This is a genomic window from Pseudomonas sp. B26(2017) (genome assembly GCF_002113045.1).
GTDB lineage: Bacteria > Pseudomonadota > Gammaproteobacteria > Pseudomonadales > Pseudomonadaceae > Aquipseudomonas.
The window spans coordinates 32,984-49,037 of the sequence record NZ_NEJJ01000003.1; the positions used below are offsets into that span (position 1 = coordinate 32,984).

Sequence of the window (16,054 nt, forward strand, 5' to 3'; positions counted from 1 at the left end):
GCAAAAAAAATATCGCAGGCAGAAACAGCGCCTACAGAGAAATTCAATTTCCCTGCAGGAATCGTCTCGGGCTGCGATATTCCTGGCGCGGCTCAGTTGCCCTCGGCAAACTCGCGCAATACCTTGCCATCCATGCGGTAACGCACCCACTCTTCCTGCGGCTGGGCGCCGAGGGATTTGTAGAATTCGATGGCCGGGGTGTTCCAGTCCAGCACGCTCCATTCGAAGCGGCCGCAGTCGTTGGCGCAGGCTATTTTCGCGAGATGGCGCAGCAGGGTTTTGCCGGCGCCGCCGCCCCGTTGTTCCGGGGTAATGTAGAGGTCTTCGAGGTACAGGCAGTTGCTGCCCAGCCAGGTCGAATAGCTGAAGAAGAACACCGCAAAACCGATTGGCAGACCATCGCGCAGGCAGATCAGGCCATGGGCGGTGGCGCCTTCGCTGAACAGACTGCGCTCGATGTCGGCGACGCTGGCGATAACTTCGTGACGGGCCTTTTCGAAGTCTGCCAATTCGGTGATGAACGCGAGGATTTGCGGAGCATCGCTGGGGGTCGCCGGGCGGATTTCGATCGTCATGGACGGGCCTTGTCGGAAAAAGGAAAACGCCATACTAAGGTGCCGCGCGGCGCTCGTCACATGGCAATCCAAACACTACCCTACTCAATCACAGAAACACGGTGATCCGCGCTCCCGCAAGGATTGTTGTTTGCTTTATAGGACATGCATGAACACGATCGCTTTCGAACCACTGGCCTCACTCGCCGCCGAACTGCTACCCCATGCGCTGGAACCGTCGGAGGACGGCGCTCATGATCTGTCGCACCTGCAACGGGTCTGGCACAACGTGCGCACTTTGCAGGCCGAGGAAGGTGGCGACCTTGAGGTGCTGCTGGCGGCGGTGTTGCTGCATGATTGCGTCGCGGTGGAAAAGAACTCGCCGCTACGTTCACAGGCTTCACGCCTGGCAGCGAAAAAAGCATCAGCGGTATTGGCAAACCTGAACTGGCCCGAACCCAAAATCAGCGCCATCATCCACGCCATCGAAGCCCACAGTTTTTCCGCCAACATCACCCCGCTCACCCTCGAAGCCCGACTGTTGCAGGACGCCGACCGTCTCGACTCCCTCGGCCTGCTCGGCGTCGCCCGCACCTTCTACACCGCCGGACGTATGGGCAGCGCGCTGTACGACCCGAACGATCCCGAGGCTCGGGAAAGGGACTACGACGACACGCGATTCTGCCTCGATCATTTCCAGACCAAACTGCTGCACCTCGCCGACGGTTTCCAGACCGCTGCCGGTCAGCGTCTGGCGCAAATCCGTCATCAGCGCCTGAAGGGTTTCATGGAGCAATTCAAGGAAGAGATCGGCCTCGAAAGCACTCAGCCCTTCTGAACCGTTCGTCGATCATCAGGCACCAATCTTTCACGAGGGCAGACCAACATGAGGTAAGGATTTCAATCACTGGAGACACCCTATGATCCCGTCAAGGTTGACTGCGCTCGTATTCGCAACCCTCCTCAGTCCTGCGGCATTCGCCGCCTCGACCACCGCCGCCGGCACCGGGCCGACCGATCCGGTCACCCAGCCCAGAGCACCCGCCATCAACAGTGCCCCCGGTATGAATACCGACGGTTCGGGTGTACCGCTGATCAACCAGCCACCCGCAACGGGAACCGATCCTCGCACCCAGGGCAGCGATCCCGGCCGCCAGGGCGGGATGAACACCCCCGACGCTCCGGCCGCCCCCGACAACGCCGGTCCCGGCGTCGGCTCGAAAACCACCACGGGTGGTTCGGGCTCTGAAGGCGCAGGACAGTGATCCGTGCTTCATCCACGCAACGTGTCTTATCCACTTCTCTGAAGAGGTAACCATGAACGTCGATAAAAACCTGGAAAAAGAAGTCCTGACCCGGCTGTTGCATGCCCACCCAAGCGGCCTCGGTAAAGAGGTGCTGGACAATTATCGCGGCGAGAAAGTCGTGGCCAGTGCCCTTGCCGCCCTGCAGGAGCGTGGACTGATTCACCACGGCCACATCACTTGCAATGAAGCGGGAGAGCATTCGCTGAATCTGCCGATCAAGCTCAGCGCTGCAGGTGTGGAAGCGGCGCGTAAGCTCGATAACTGACGCTTCCGGTCACTGGCGCAAGCAGTGTTCGGATGCATTGCCTGCGCCGGTCATTCCGAGATTCATCCAGCCACCAGGAGACCTGCCATGCCTCGTGGAAGCAAAGCCAAATACACCGCCGAGCAAAAGCGCAAGGCCGCGCACATCGAAGACAGCTATGAACAGAAAGGCGTTCCGCAGGACGAAGCTGAAGCGCGAGCCTGGGCGACGGTAAACAAACAGTCCGGCGGAGGTGAGAAAGCCGGTGGCTCCGGACGCCGAAAACCCGCCAGCGCCAAGGCCGACGATCGCAAGGAATCGGCGCGACGCGCGACAGTAAGCCGTGAGGGACATTCGCGCGATAGCAAGGCTTCACGCGAAGTGCAAACGGTCGAGAGCCTGCGCAAGGAGGCCCGGGAGCGGAAAATCCCCGGGCGTTCGTCGATGCGTAAAGATGAGTTAATTGCGGCGTTGCGCAGAGCCGGTTAGGTCCAGACTGGATGTAACGGCTGAAGGGCTTATCGCTGGCAAGCCAGCTCCCATAGAAATCAAAGGGCTCGCAAAAACTGCGCCCCCTACTGAAACCTGTGGGACCTGGCTTGCCAGCGATTGCGAGCGTTCAGTCAGTGCATTTTTTGCTGATCAGCACATCAACCTCGGCAGTGCCAGGAGCGGTCGCCGGGCCCCATCGGGTGACGGCCAATGCAGCCGCAGCGTTGGCGCGCCTTGCGGCCTGGTGAGCGGTCAGTCCCTGCGCCAACCCGGCCATGAACACGCCGGCATGCGCATCGCCCGCGCCATTGCTGTCCACGGCTTGTACCTTGAAACCCGGTACGTGCTGGCGTTCGCCCCGCTGATGAATCCAGCAACCTTGCGGGCCGTCGCGCACGACCATCAGCACTTCCTGCGGCAGGTGCACGGTCAATCGGTCCAGCGCGGTTTCGATGTCGGCTGCGCCAGTGAAGCGCAACGCCTCGACGCGGTTGCTGGTCCACACATCAATGCGCGGCAACAATGCCTGCATCATCGATGAGTCCGGAGTTTCCACCAGCGGCCCCGGATCGAACACCACGTTGATCGCCTTCGGCAACGCCAGCGTCCAGTCCAGCAACGCCTGGGCCTTGCCGCTGTGCAGCAGGCTGTAACCGCTGACGTAGACGTAGTCCCCCGGCTTGGCGGCGACGCTGTTCAGCTCCGCCGCCGTCACTTCACCTTCTGCGCCGATGTAGGAAATGAAACTGCGTTCCGCCGACGCATCGGTCAGCGCCACGCAGATCCCGGTGTCGCGTTCTGCAGGCTGTTGGATGCCGATGCGGATGCCTTCGGCGTTCATCGCCTGGCGCGCCAGATCGCCGAAACGGCCGTTGCCGTGGCGACCGAGGTAGACCACCGGCAAGCCGTTACGCGCGGCGGCGGCCATCACATTGAAGCCGCCGCCGGCTTCGAAACTGGCGGACTGCGCCAGCACGTCACCGCCGATTTGGGGTAGCGCATCCACGGCCATGACCAGGTCGATGATGACCTGGCCGGTGTGCAACATCTTAGGCATGAGCATTCTCGGATTGCGCAGCGCGGCGATCTCTCGCCCCGCCGAGTACGAAGTAAATGCCGCCGGCGACCACAAAGGTCACGATCCAGCCAAGGCCGTTGTGGCCCAGCCACGAATCGGACAGAAAGCCCTTGAACCAGACGTTCTCGGCGGTGGTGCCGATGGTGGTGAAACTGAAGCCCAGCACAATCGCAATCGCCCACGCGCCGAATGCGCGCCACTCGATGCCGCCGTTGTACCAATAGGCGCTGCTCGGGCTGACGTCGAGCAGGTCTTTGGGGCTGTAGTAGTGACGATGAATCAGATCGACCACGAAGATCCCGACCCATGCAGTGATCGGCACGGCCAGCAACGAAATGAAGGTGATGAACGGGCCGTAGAAACTGTCGGCGATCAGCATGAAGTAGATCGAACCGGCGAAAATCGCAACGATATCGACCACCACCGCGTACACGCGTTTGACCTTCAGGCCGAGGGTCAGCGTGGTCAAACCGGCGGAGTACACCGACAGGTTATTCGACAGCAACAGACCGCCGAACGCGGTGATCAGGTACGGCACGGCCATCCAGGTCGGCAGCATGTCGCGGATCGCCACGATCGGGTCAGTCGCCGAAGCGAGGTCGTTGTTGCCGACCGACAACAGGCCGCCGAGGGTGATCAGCAACACCAGCGGAATCCCTGCGCCGAACGCTGCCGAAGCCACCAGGCGCACGGCTTTGACGCTGCGATGCTGATAACGCGACATGTCGGCGCCGGCATTGGCCCAGCCGATCCCGGTGCCGGCGGCCATGGTGCCGATACCGATGATCATCGCGCTCATCGGCGCCGGCGTGGCGTTGAACACCGCGCTCCAGTCGATGGTCGCGCAGAGGAAGCCACCGACCAGAATGTTCAGCGCGCCGAACACGTAAGTCGCCCACTTCTGGATCACCAGCAAAGTGGCGTGGCCCAGGCCGGACACCGACAAGGTCAGCAGCACGAAAATCGCGATGAAGATCAAAGTCAGCACCGGCGCACTTTTGGCTTCCACCGGCGAGCCGAACAGGATCGAGCACAACGACAGCAGCACGAACGCGGCGGTGGTGGTGTTGACGGTTTCCCAACCCAGGCGCGACATCAGCGACACCAGCGTCGGGCCGATATTGCCGCGCACCCCGAAGATCGCCCGCGACAGGGTCAGGCTCGGAGCACGACCGCGACGGCCGGCAATCGAGATGATCCCCACTACCGCGAACGAACCGGCAGCGCCGAGGATCGCGACAATGATCGCCTGCCAGATCGCCAGGCCGCGAAACGCAACCAGCGTGGCGCCCAGCGGCAGGCCGAGGATGGAAATATTGGCAGCAAACCAGACCCAGAACAGTTGCAGCGGATGGCCGTTGCACTCGCCTTCCGGCACCGGTTCGATGCCCCGGGTTTCCAGTTGCCCGGCGCTTTGCCCGGCGTTCGATGAACTCATGAAAAATGCTCCTGTTTGCCTTTATTGTGGTTGTGGCAATGACGCAGAACGACTAGACATCCCGCCCTTCCTGGGCCTGTCTGCGCGATCCATTGCGGGTGATTATTCAAGACTTGTGGTGCGCCTTTCGCGAGCAAGCTCGCTCCCACAGGTTCGAAGTGAACCTTGAGATTGCACTGTCCCTGTGGGAGCGAGCTTGCTCCGGGCGGCGATCCGACGAAGGCGTCAGTTCAATCAGCGCAAGGCCAACAGCCCTGTCACCAACGGCTCAAGCTCCAGATCGTTGACGGCCTTCACCGTTTCAATCATCGGTGCCGGCCAGCTCTGCAGGCCCAGGCAGGCCCCGAGCATGGCGCCGAGAATCGCGGCGATGGTGTCGGTGTCACCCCCCAGGCTCGCGGCCATGCACAGCGCATCGAACGGCGTCATTTCACCGACCGCGACTTGCTGCGCGAGGGCGAACGAGACCACCACCGATTCCTGCGAGGCCACCGAGGTGCCGATCACGTCGTACAGCAGATCCGCGAGCAACACCGGATCGCTCTCGACACTGATGCTGCGCGCCCAACTGATCCGCGACGCGATGCGCCCGCCGGCCACCCAGTGCCCGTGCGCTTCCGCTTGCTGGGCAATCTGTTGACCGAGGTTCAGCGCCTCGCCCAGATCCAGGCCGTTGATGCCGGCCGAGACCACCGCCGCCACCGCCGCCGCGCTGGAAATCCCCAGCGTGGTGTTGTGAGTGACCTGACACGCTTGCACCACCGCCGCGATAAAGCGCTCGGGGTTGGCGACATCCGCCGCGATTCCCACCGGGGTGATGCGCATCGCTGCGCCGTTGGTGGTCCCATAGCGCCCGGCCTCTTCCGGCGAATGGCCGGCGAGGATCATTTCGATCGCACGTTTGGTCGACGGGCCGAGCAAGTCCTGCGAGCCCTTGGCCTGCATCTCGGCTTCCCATTCGATCAGCCGTTGCGCCAGCACCGCCGGCTCGATCCGGCCGCGACCTTCGACCAGCAATTCGCCGACCAGAATCGCCTGTTCGGTGTCATCGGTGATCGAGCCCTTGGGCATGTTCGCGGCAATCGGTTGCAAGGGGCCGGCGTCTTGCAGATCGGTGATCTGGCCGAAGCGCTGCCTGATGGTTTCGCGGTTCAGGGATTGCGTCGGCATCCCCAGCGCATCGCCGAGGGCCAGGCCGTAAAACGCGCCCAAGGCACGGTCAAGGGCGGTCATTTCGATTCTCCGAATTGCAGGTGCAGACGAAAATGCACCGGGTCGAGCAGGCTTTCGACCTGTTCCATGAAACGGTTCTGCCGGTCGTAGGTGGTGCGCAATGCCTTGAGGAACACCGTGCCTTCCGGACGACCGAGCAGTTCGGCGTCCACCGCGTTGAGCGGTTCGGCGCCGATCCATTGATCGCCGCGCTCGCCGATATAGCCGTAAGCGGCCAGGGTGATGGTCAGGGAATTGTCGATCAGGCCGACCCGCGGCAGGCTTTCCAGGCCTCCGGAGGCGGGCATCAGAGAGCGTTCAAGGGACACCGCCGTGCCATCGTTGGAACGGCGGCGACGTTCGAGAAGAATGAATTGATCGGAGCCGAAACGCGCAAGCAGATCCGCGCGAGTCACGGCTTCCAGACGCAACACGTCGGTATTGATCATCGCCCCGCTGTCGGCCAGGGCCTGGGCCCAGCCGCTGCGCTGATCGAGCACGATCCCGTCAAATGTGACGATCGAGCCGACCCCGCTTTGCGTGGCGATGTAATTGCGCCGCTTCAATTCGGCCAGCGCTTCGCGCAACGTGCCTCGGCTGACGTTGAATTCCTGAGCCAACTGATGCTCGCCAGGCAACAGAAAGCCGTCCTCCATGAGGCCGCTTTCGATGCGTCGGACGAGCTCGTCGACCACCCGTTGTTTCTTGTCAAATCGTACCTGTCTAATCATGTACAAATTGATAACCGAAACAAGACAGGACGAGCAAGGAATATTTATCCGGGAGTGACGGAAGGTTCGTTAGAAAAGGTGAACTGTGGGAGCTGGCTTGCTCGCGACAAGGCCTGCGCATCCGACATCAACGTGCCGGATCTACCGCTATCGCGAGCAAGTTAGCTCCCACAGGGTATTGCGGATTACCGTTGCTTGAGTCGGTCGATAACCACAGCCAACAGCAGAATCGAACCCCGAATAACATACTGATAAAACGTGTCGATATTCTTCAGGTTCATCGCATTCTCGATAATCGCCAGAATCAACACCCCGGCAATCACATGCCGGATCATCCCGATCCCGCCGCTCAACGAAACCCCGCCCAGCACGCAAGCCGAAATCACCGTCAGCTCGAAACCCTGCCCGATCATCGGCTGCCCGGACGTCATCCGCGACGCCAGAATCACTCCCGCCAGCGCACCGATCACACCATGCACCGCAAAGATGATGATCTTCGTGCGATCAACATTCACCCCCGCCAGCAGAGCCGCTTCCTGGTTGCCACCGATGGCCATGGTGTTGCGCCCGTAGGTCGTGTAGTTCAGCAACCAGCCGAAAAACAGGAAGCAGACAATGGTGATCAGGATCGGCACCGGCACGCCGAACAACTGGCCGTTACCGAACACGAAAAACGATTCCTGGGACACCCCCACCGCTTTGCCATTGGCAAAAATGTAAGCCAGGCCACGGACGATCTGCATGGTCGCCAGCGTCGTGATCAGCGCATTGACCCGTAACTTGGCGATCACGATACCGTTGATCAAGCCGACGATCAGGCCCATCACCAGCGCGGCGCTGACGCCGAGGAACACGCTGTTGGTATCGCGCATCACCACCGCCGCAACCACCCCGGCGCAGGCAATCACCGAACCCACCGACAGGTCGAAGTGCCCGGATGCCAGGCAATACAACATGGTGCATGCGGCGATTCCAGTGGTGGAAATCGCCAGGCCCAGGCCACGCATGTTCAGCGGCGAGAGGAAGTTGTCGATCAGCAAAGTGCAGGCGAGAAAAATCCCCACCGCTGCCAGCAACATGACCCAGTCATCGAGGAAGCGCCGCATATCCAGAGGTTTGCGCGCGGTCGGCAGGGTTTCGTTTTGGGTTGTCATCATAGTCACCTCTCAGTTCGCCACGCCGTCAGCGCGGTGGCGCGGCAAAGCCAGTTGCAGCAGGTTGGATTCGTTGGCCTGGTCGCGGCTGACTTCGCCACGCAGGGCGCCCTCGCACAGCACCAGAATGCGGTCGGAAATGCCCATCACTTCCATCAGATCGCTGGACACCACGATTACCGAAATGCCATCGGCGGCCAGGTTATGGATGATCTGGTAGATCTCGGCCTTGGCGCCGATGTCGATGCCCCGGGTCGGCTCGTCGAGCAGCAGGACTTTCATCGGCATCGACAGCCAGCGGCCGAGAATCGCCTTCTGCTGATTGCCGCCGGACAGGAACTTGATCTGTTGCCCGGCGTGGGGCGTTTTCACTTTCAGGGCCTTGATCTGTTTTTCGGCGTTACCCTTTTCCCAGATCCCGCGCAGCAGGCAACCAAGCCCGGAGTTCGCGCCGCGCGCGCTGATGTTGATGTTTTCGGCGACGCTCGCCAGCGGGATGATGCCTTCCTTCTTGCGGTCCTCCGGGCACAGCAGAATCCCGGCGGCGATCGCATCGCGAGGCGACCGCAGCTTCAGTTCATGGCCGCGCAATTCCAGGCGTCCGGCGGTGTTTCGCTCCAGACCGCTGAGCAGCCGGAACAACTCGGTGCGCCCTGCCCCGACCAGCCCGAACAGGCCCAGAATCTCGCCTTTGTGCGCATCGAAACTGATCGGCTCGCGCAGGCCCGGGCCGAGCAAACCATCGACTCTCAGCGCCACGGCACCGCGCGGGCGGCCGCGATAATCGTAGATGTCCTGAATGTCGCGCCCGACCATGCAGGTCACCAGTTGATCGTGGGTCAGCTGGCTCATGTCGTCGAAAGTGCGCACGTAGCGACCGTCCTTGAACACCGTCACCGCGTCGCAGATACGGAACACTTCCTCCATGCGATGGGAGACGTAGAGCACCACTTTGCCCTCGTCGCGCAGTCGGCCGATGATCGCCATCAAGCGGTCGATTTCCCGCGCCGAGAGACTGCTGGTCGGTTCGTCAAAAGCAATCACATGGGCGCCACGGGACAGTGCCTTGGCGATTTCGACCAGTTGCCGCTGGCCGAGGGACAGGCGTCCGACCTTGGTCTGCGGGTCGATTTCATCGGCCAGCCCCTTGAGACAAGCCAAGGCCTGCTGACGCAGCGCGCCGCGATTGATCAAGCCGAAACTGGCCGGCAGATGACCAAGGAACAGGTTCTCGGCCACGGTCATTTCCGGCACCAGATGCAGCTCCTGGTGAATCACCGCCACGCCGCTGCCGATGCTGTCGGCAGTGCACTTGAAGGCCATCGTCCGCTCGCCGATCTGCAACTCACCGCGGCTCGGGATGTAGGCGCCGCCGAGGATTTTCAGCAGGGTCGATTTGCCGGCGCCGTTCTCGCCCATCAGGGCGTGAACCTGCCCCGGGTGCGCGACGAAACTGATGCCGTCCAGCGCCTTCACGCCCGGAAAGGTCTTGCCGATCCCGTTGAAACGCAGGCTGCCACTGGCGCTGTGTTCTTGTGTCTGTACTTGCGCGTGCATTTAAGCCACCTCATCACACCGTTCAAGCGGCCCGGCTGCCCGGGCCGCCGCTGCCGTCAGTTCCACAGGCCGATCTTCTCCAGCTCCTGCTTGAAGTTGTCGCGGGTGATCAGAGTGACGTCATCCATCGCGGTGTACTTCGGCGGTTCCTTGCCGGTGGTGACCCACTCAAACATCATCTCGGCAGTCTTGTAGCCTTCGATGTGCGGGCTCGGCAGCATCGAACCGTAGAAGCCGCTGTTGGGCTTTTTCAGCTCGCCGATGGCGTCGGTGCCGTTGATGCCGATACCGATCACGTTGGCGGCGGCAAACCCGGCGGCTTCGGTGGCACGCACGCCGCCCAGCACGGTGTTGTCGTTCATACCGCCGATGATCAGGTTCTTCGCCGCGCTCGGCAGCTTGACCAGCGCCGAGTTGGTGGCGTCCATGCTGCCCGGTACGTCGAGGGTTTTCAGGGCGGCGGTCAGGATGTGCTCTTTCGGCAAGCCGGCGTCTTCGAGCGCTTTCATCGAACCGTCGGTGCGTTTCTTGCCGGTGTCGAGTTCGTTGTAGGTGTTGACCACCGCGTAGGTGTCCTTCCAGTCCCAGTTACGCTTTTTCGCCTCGGCGGCCATGGCAGCGCCCTGCTTCTGGCCGACTTCGAACGCGGCCATGCCGAGGTACGGCACGTCTTCCATGAACTTGCCATTGGCGTCGACAAAACGGTCGTCGACGGCAATGACTTTCAGATCATTGAGCTTGGCCTTCGCCATGATCGCAGGGCCGAGGGACACGTCCGGCGGGCAGATGACGAAGCCCTTGGCGCCGTTGGCAGCAAGGCTGTCGATGGCCGAGAGGGTTTTCTCGCCGTCCGGCACGGCGATCTTGATCAGCTCGAAGCCTTTGTCCTTGGCAGCTTTCTCGGCGAAGGCCCATTCAGTCTGGAACCATGGCTCTTCGGCCTGCTTGACCAAGAAACCGATTTTCACAGGGTCAGCGGCCAGCAGCGAACTGCTCAGGCTGAACGCAGTAACCGCCAGCGCGGTACTGCAAAGGGTACGAATCCCGAAACGACGTTTCATAAGCAGACTCCTTGTTATTTTTCTTGAGCGTTATTTGAAAAGCGTTACAGCGGTCGAAGCGTTTGCCGCAAATCATGACAACAATAGTCATATCGTATGATGATTGGATTTCAGGCAGACCTTCCCGCCTGAAATCCGCTTTTTCAGTCGTGGTACATCACCGAGCGACCACCATCGATGGTGATGCACGAGGCGTTGATGAACGGCGCTTCGTCGCTGGCCAGGAACACGGCGGTCATCGCCACTTCAATCGGCTGACCGATACGTTTCGGTGGATGCAGATCAAAGGCGCGCTGGCGTTCGGCGTGCGGATCGGCGAAACCGTTCCAGTAATCGACGTTGAGCTGGGTCTCGATGTAGCCAGGGGCAATGGCGTTGACGCGAATGCCCTTCGGCGCGTACTCGATGCCCAACGCGCGGGTCAGTCCGAGCAAGCCGTGCTTGGCCACCGGGTACGGGAAGCAGCCGGGAATGATGTTCGTGGAATGGGTCGAGGCAATATTGATGATGCTGCCGATGCCTTGCTCGATCATCTGCGGCAGCACGGCCTTGCAGCCATACCAGGCGCCGTCGAGGTCGATGGCGAAACAGCGTTTCCAGTCTTCTTCGGTCATCTCCAGCGGATCGCGGAACACGTTGACCCCGGCGCAGTTGACCAGCACGTCGATACGACCGTGCAGTTCGATGGCCAGTCTGGCCATGGCGTGCAGATCCTCCTGACGCGATACGTCGGCCTTGATCGCTTGCACATCGGCGCCCTGCTCGCGCCAGTGTGCGGCGACTTTCTCGACCTTTTCAGCCTGGATATCGCTGATCACCAGTTTGGCCTGCTGGGAGGCAAAGGTTGCGACGATCGCTTCGCCGATGCCTTGGGCGGCGCCGGTCAGCAACACAACCTTGTTTTTCAGGCGCTCACCTTTCGGCGGCTCGGGCACCGGTGGCAGGGACAGAGGTTCAGCCATGAATCAGGACTCCTGTTCGAAAGCATAAAAAAACCGGGCATCTGACGATGTCCGGTCTGGAAGGCTTCTGGAACAAAACAGGCGAGCGCACGCCGCGGTACCGGAACGGCCCGAAGCGCTGACTCCGCTGTGGAGTGCGATGGAAATTCGCTGCATCACTTCACCTGTTTTGTTCTTTTTAAGTGTGAGTGCGTGTTACTGCTGGAGCCGACTATAAACCCGACCGCCAAATAATCTCAATATATAATTTTGCATCCCATATTTTGGGATTTAACTGGCAAACCGCGTACACAGCTTTCCGGCAACATCCACCCGCAGCGACAGCACGGCACCGTCCAGCGGATGGTTCAGCGGACTTTTGGCGCTGGTGATGTAAAGGGTTTTCAGGTCTGCGCCGCCGAATACGCAACTGGTCGGGCGACTGATCGGCAGGTCGATCTTGCGGTCGATGTGCCCATCCGGCGTCAAACGCAGCAGGCAACTGCCGTCCCAGCGGGCGTTCCACACGTAGCCTTCGGCGTCCATCGCCGAACCGTCCGGGCCACCGTGCTGATCGGCGCTGTACCAAGGCTGAGCAGTGTCGAGGTTGCCGTCGGTGTGAATGAAATAGCGGTACAACGTGCTGTCGAGGCTGTCGCCGAACAGCAGCGTGGTGCCGTCGTCACTCCAGAGCAGCGTGTTGGGAATGCCCAGGTTGCGCAGCAATGGCGTGACCCTTTTATCCGGATCAATCCGGAACAGCCCGCCGGAACGTCGAGTGATCGGCAGATCCTCGCCCCGTTCGCCGATGTTGTTTTGCATGGTGCCGAGCCACAAGCGGCCCTGGCCATCGCAACGTGCTTCGTTGGCGCGGTTGCCCGGTTGTGGATCGGCGACGCAGAACAGCGTCAGTCGCGGCTCAAGTCCGGGGGAGTCCAGATCGAGCCGGTAGACGCCGCTGCTCAGGGTCACCAGTGCGTCGCCGCTGGCGCAGGGAATGAACGCCGAAACGTGCTCCGGCATCTGCCAGATCTGCACGTTATGCCCGATCAGCCGCAGCGCCTGCTTGCCGGCAATGTCGACCCAATACAGCGCCTGGGTCGGTGCGTCCCAGGACGGTCCCTCGCCCAGTTGCGCCCGATGCTCTGTCACCGCAGTCCACGTCATGCAACCTCCTGTCTTGTTGTTTTTGTCAGCTGGCTTTTTTGTCGGCCATTACCTGCGGGTAAAACCGCTTGATGGCCAGGTCGGCATTGTCGATCAGGGTCATGCAGGCCCATACACCGCGCGCGGCATCCCGGGCGGCGATGGCGTCGGCCATGTCTTTATGGATGGGCAGAGTGCGGCGCAATTCATCGGGGTCGGCCGCAGAAACTTCGAAGGACACCGCGAGCAACGCGCCGAGGGCCGGCACCATCTGCTCGATGAATTGATTGTGGCTGGCAGCGAGAATGCATTCGTGGAAGAACTGGTCGGCGCGGTTGTAGTCGATGCCGCTGTCCACCGCCCGCTCCAGCGCGTTGTAGGCCTGCCGCACGGCTTGCACCTGTTCGACGGTCGCCCGCTCACAGGCCCAGCGCACCGCCATCGGTTCGATGGTGCGGCGCAGGTCGAGCAAGTCATCGACAAAGTTTTCCGGCAGGCCGCTGCGTGACAGCCAGCCGACGACTTGCGGATCGAACAGGTTCCAGCGCTTGATCGGCAGCACTCGCGTGCCGACTTTCGGCCCGACTTCCAGCATCCCTTTTGCGACGAGGGTCTTGATGGCTTCGCGGATCACGGTGCGGCTGACCCCGAGCTGCTCGCCCAGATCGGCCTCAACCTTGATCGCCTGCCCCGGCTTTACCTGGCCGGCGGCAATCCAGGCGCCCAGCCAGTCAACCGTTGATGCGTGAAAACTGCTCGACATGGACACCCCGAAGCCGTTCGCTGTGGGTGCCTAAGCTAATCATCATACGATTGAGAGTCAACGACAAAAAACCGCAGCCTGCTTCCACAGACTGCGGTTTTTCAAGGTTCAAGGCCGATACGAAAGAACTCGCCGCCACTCCAGACGCCGAGCCAGCGCTGGCCATCGATTTCACGGCTGACTGCCAGCTCGACCAATTGGTAGAACACGTTGCGGTGGATCAGCGCCTCGAGATTGGTGCGCACATGCACGTAGGGCGCGGGTTCTTGCGTTGCGGGATCAATCTCGACGCGGATCGGATGTTCCGCGCCGGCTTCGGTGGTTTCATCGACATTGGTCGTGAAGCGAAGCCGTTGCGCCTCGCCCTCGCCTTCCACCTCGACGGCAATCGCCACAAACGGCGCGTCGTCGACCTTGATCCCGACTTTCTCTACTGGAGTGATCAGGAAATAGTCATCGCCATCGCGGCGGATGATCGTGGAGAACAGCTTGACCATCGGCTTGCGCCCGATCGGAGTACCCAGGTAGTACCAGGTGCCGTCGCGGGCGATGCGCATGTCGATGTCGCCGCAGAAATCCGGGTTCCACAAGTGCACCGGCGGCAAGCCTTTGGTTTTGGGGATTTGCCCCAGCAGGTCATTGGCTTTTTGCGGGCCACTCATGGCGTACTCCTTGAATTACTGGTCCCCGACGCCCAGCAGGCTGCGCGCGTACTGCGCAAGCGGTGGGCCGATCAGGTCTTCGGGTTTGTTGTCGTGGAACGTCAGTAAACCGCCACGACTCTTGATCCGTGCAGTATCAATCAAATACTGGGTGCTGGTCTCGATCAACATGATCTGAATCACGCCGCCATCGATGCCGAGACGATCAACGGCTTCCTGATCCAGCCACTCATCGGAGTTGCCGATGCGGTCGTCGGCCTTGGCGAAACGCGTGTACAGCAGGTAGTGGGCACCGGCGTCGCGGGCCTCGCCCATCGCCTGGTCAAGGCCTTCCGGCGCACGGGCACGGCGGACCATCGGGAAGTATTCGACGAAGCCTTTGAAGGCCTCTTCGGCCACCACGTTGGGACGCGGGTAAGAACCGCCCGGCGGTGCGAACGAGCCTTGCGCGATGTAGATGAACGAATCCGGCTGAATGCGGAAATTGTTTACGCGACGGCTGTCGCTGTGGTCCAGCAAGCCCGCGTCGCTCATCTGGTAGCGAGTCCCTTCGGCCATGTCACTGACAGTCATACAGCCGCCCAGCGCCAAAACGGCCAGCAGCAAAACCAGGCTACGCATCCTAATCCTCCAGAAGCCGGTGACGGAAAACCGGCGAATGGCCGTAGGATGCAGCTTTTGCGCCAGTCCTTGGAAATGCGCAGGTATCCGCTTTGAAACAGGGCTTTTTGTGGCGAAGGACTCAGCCGCCGATGATCTTCATGACGGTGGCGCCGCCGGAGAATGTGACTTCCTGTTTGTCACCCAGCGCCTTGACCAGCAGTCGCTGCAGCGCCGGTAGCGCCTCGTGACGTGGTTTGTCGAGCAGGTCACCGACGTAGTGGCGGTTGCTCGACGACAGACAACCATGCAGCCATCCGGTGGACGAGAGGCGCAGGCGCGAGCAGGTTCGGCAGAACGGCACGCTTTCGTTGGCAATCACGCCGAAGTTACCCCGACCGGGAATCGCATAACGAACCGCCGTGGCGTCCACCGGCGCGTCGGTTTGCGCGTACTCGTAATGCTCGCCGATCAGGCTCAGCAACTGTTGCAGGCTCACGAACTGTTGCAGAAAGGCGTTGGAGTCAGTGGCCAGGTGGCCCATGCGCATCAGCTCGATGAAGCGCAGCTCGAAACCACGCTCGAGGCAGTAATCGAGCAGCGGCATCACCTGGTCGAGATTCTGTCCGCGCAACGGCACCATGTTGACCTTGATCTTCATCCCCGCCGCGGCCGCCTGATCCATGCCGTCCAGCACGGTGGCCAGATCACCGCCACGGGCAATGCTGCGGAACGCGCCGGCGTCCAGGGTATCGAGGGAAACGTTGATGCGTCGCAGGCCGGCATCGACCAGCAACGGGAGTTTTTTTGCCAGGAGCTGGCCGTTGGTGGTCAGGCTGATGTCTTCCAGGCCCAACTTGCCGACGGCGCTCATGAAAGATTCGAGTTTGGGGCTGACCAGCGGCTCGCCGCCGGTGATGCGCAGCCGCTCGATGCCGGCGGCTTCGATCAGATAAGCCACGCCACGCGCCATGGCCTCGGCCGACAGTTCATCCTGCGCAGCCACCAGCCGCTTGCCGTTTGGCACGCAGTAGGTACAAGCGTAATTGCAGGCTGAAGTCAGACTGATCCGCAAATTGCGAAAACGCCTGCCTTGACGGTCAACGATCATGAA

At 61.3% G+C, this 16,054-nt stretch carries 18 protein-coding genes; 4 read left to right on the forward strand and 14 right to left on the reverse strand.

What is annotated here, in order from left to right:
• Positions 1-92: 92 nt before the first annotated feature.
• Complete coding sequence (locus tag CAF79_RS05360; RefSeq protein WP_039770630.1) at positions 93-575, reverse strand: GNAT family N-acetyltransferase; 483 nt, start codon at positions 573-575, stop codon at positions 93-95.
• Between the two features lie 148 nt (positions 576-723).
• Between CAF79_RS05360 and CAF79_RS05365 the strand changes: the two genes are divergently transcribed.
• The 4 genes from CAF79_RS05365 (at position 724) to CAF79_RS05380 (ending at position 2,594) form a co-directional block, all read left to right on the forward strand.
• Positions 724-1,392, forward strand: a complete 669-nt coding sequence (locus tag CAF79_RS05365; RefSeq protein WP_085696972.1) for an HD domain-containing protein — start codon at positions 724-726, stop codon at positions 1,390-1,392.
• 82 nt (positions 1,393-1,474) lie between these two features.
• Positions 1,475-1,819 carry a hypothetical protein gene (locus CAF79_RS05370; protein WP_085696973.1) on the forward strand — a complete coding sequence of 115 codons (345 nt, stop codon included), beginning with the start codon at positions 1,475-1,477 and terminating at the stop codon, positions 1,817-1,819.
• A 52-nt stretch (positions 1,820-1,871) separates the two neighbouring features.
• Complete coding sequence (locus CAF79_RS05375) at positions 1,872-2,126, forward strand: hypothetical protein (RefSeq protein WP_085696974.1); 255 nt, start codon at positions 1,872-1,874, stop codon at positions 2,124-2,126.
• A gap of 87 nt (positions 2,127-2,213) precedes the next feature.
• Positions 2,214-2,594 carry a Rho termination factor N-terminal domain-containing protein gene (locus tag CAF79_RS05380; protein ID WP_085696975.1) on the forward strand — a complete coding sequence of 127 codons (381 nt, stop codon included), beginning with the start codon at positions 2,214-2,216 and terminating at the stop codon, positions 2,592-2,594.
• 130 nt (positions 2,595-2,724) lie between these two features.
• Here the strand turns inward: CAF79_RS05380 and CAF79_RS05385 are convergent, their stop codons facing one another.
• The 13 genes from CAF79_RS05385 to CAF79_RS05445 form a co-directional block, all read right to left on the reverse strand.
• Positions 2,725-3,654, reverse strand: coding sequence for a PfkB family carbohydrate kinase (locus CAF79_RS05385; protein ID WP_085696976.1), 930 nt, complete (start codon positions 3,652-3,654; stop codon positions 2,725-2,727).
• Positions 3,647-5,113 (reverse strand): cytosine permease, encoded by a 1,467-nt coding sequence (locus CAF79_RS05390; protein WP_085696977.1) that lies wholly within the window; start codon positions 5,111-5,113, stop codon positions 3,647-3,649. Before CAF79_RS05390 ends, CAF79_RS05385 begins: the two co-directional genes overlap by 8 nt.
• A 234-nt stretch (positions 5,114-5,347) precedes the next feature.
• Positions 5,348-6,346, reverse strand: coding sequence for an ADP-ribosylglycohydrolase family protein (locus tag CAF79_RS05395; protein WP_085696978.1), 999 nt, complete (start codon positions 6,344-6,346; stop codon positions 5,348-5,350).
• Complete coding sequence (locus CAF79_RS05400) at positions 6,343-7,056, reverse strand: GntR family transcriptional regulator (RefSeq protein ID WP_085696979.1); 714 nt, start codon at positions 7,054-7,056, stop codon at positions 6,343-6,345. Before CAF79_RS05400 ends, CAF79_RS05395 begins: the two co-directional genes overlap by 4 nt.
• A gap of 185 nt (positions 7,057-7,241) precedes the next feature.
• Complete coding sequence (gene araH / locus CAF79_RS05405) at positions 7,242-8,210, reverse strand: L-arabinose ABC transporter permease AraH (RefSeq protein ID WP_085697229.1); 969 nt, start codon at positions 8,208-8,210, stop codon at positions 7,242-7,244.
• Between the two features lie 12 nt (positions 8,211-8,222).
• Positions 8,223-9,767, reverse strand: a complete 1,545-nt coding sequence (gene araG / locus CAF79_RS05410) for an L-arabinose ABC transporter ATP-binding protein AraG (RefSeq protein ID WP_085696980.1) — start codon at positions 9,765-9,767, stop codon at positions 8,223-8,225.
• Positions 9,768-9,823: 56 nt separating this feature from the next.
• A complete protein-coding gene (locus tag CAF79_RS05415; RefSeq protein WP_085696981.1) occupies positions 9,824-10,828 on the reverse strand; it encodes a substrate-binding domain-containing protein in 1,005 nt (334 codons plus the stop codon).
• A 143-nt stretch (positions 10,829-10,971) separates the two neighbouring features.
• Positions 10,972-11,790, reverse strand: a complete 819-nt coding sequence (locus CAF79_RS05420; protein WP_085696982.1) for an SDR family oxidoreductase — start codon at positions 11,788-11,790, stop codon at positions 10,972-10,974.
• 270 nt (positions 11,791-12,060) lie between these two features.
• Positions 12,061-12,936: an SMP-30/gluconolactonase/LRE family protein gene (locus CAF79_RS05425; RefSeq protein ID WP_085696983.1), complete on the reverse strand. Its 876-nt coding sequence runs from the start codon at positions 12,934-12,936 to the stop codon at positions 12,061-12,063.
• Positions 12,937-12,961: 25 nt separating this feature from the next.
• Positions 12,962-13,678, reverse strand: coding sequence for a FadR/GntR family transcriptional regulator (locus CAF79_RS05430; protein ID WP_064383471.1), 717 nt, complete (start codon positions 13,676-13,678; stop codon positions 12,962-12,964).
• A gap of 101 nt (positions 13,679-13,779) precedes the next feature.
• Entirely contained in the window at positions 13,780-14,340 is a 561-nt protein-coding gene (locus CAF79_RS05435; RefSeq protein WP_085696984.1) for a DUF1285 domain-containing protein, read from the reverse strand.
• Positions 14,341-14,355: 15 nt separating this feature from the next.
• The gene (locus tag CAF79_RS05440; RefSeq protein WP_007950810.1) at positions 14,356-14,961 is read right to left on the reverse strand and encodes a DUF4823 domain-containing protein; all 606 of its coding nucleotides are present in this window, start codon (positions 14,959-14,961) and stop codon (positions 14,356-14,358) included.
• A gap of 121 nt (positions 14,962-15,082) precedes the next feature.
• Entirely contained in the window at positions 15,083-16,051 is a 969-nt protein-coding gene (locus CAF79_RS05445) for a GTP 3',8-cyclase MoaA (protein WP_085696985.1), read from the reverse strand.
• Positions 16,052-16,054 lie beyond the last annotated feature (3 nt).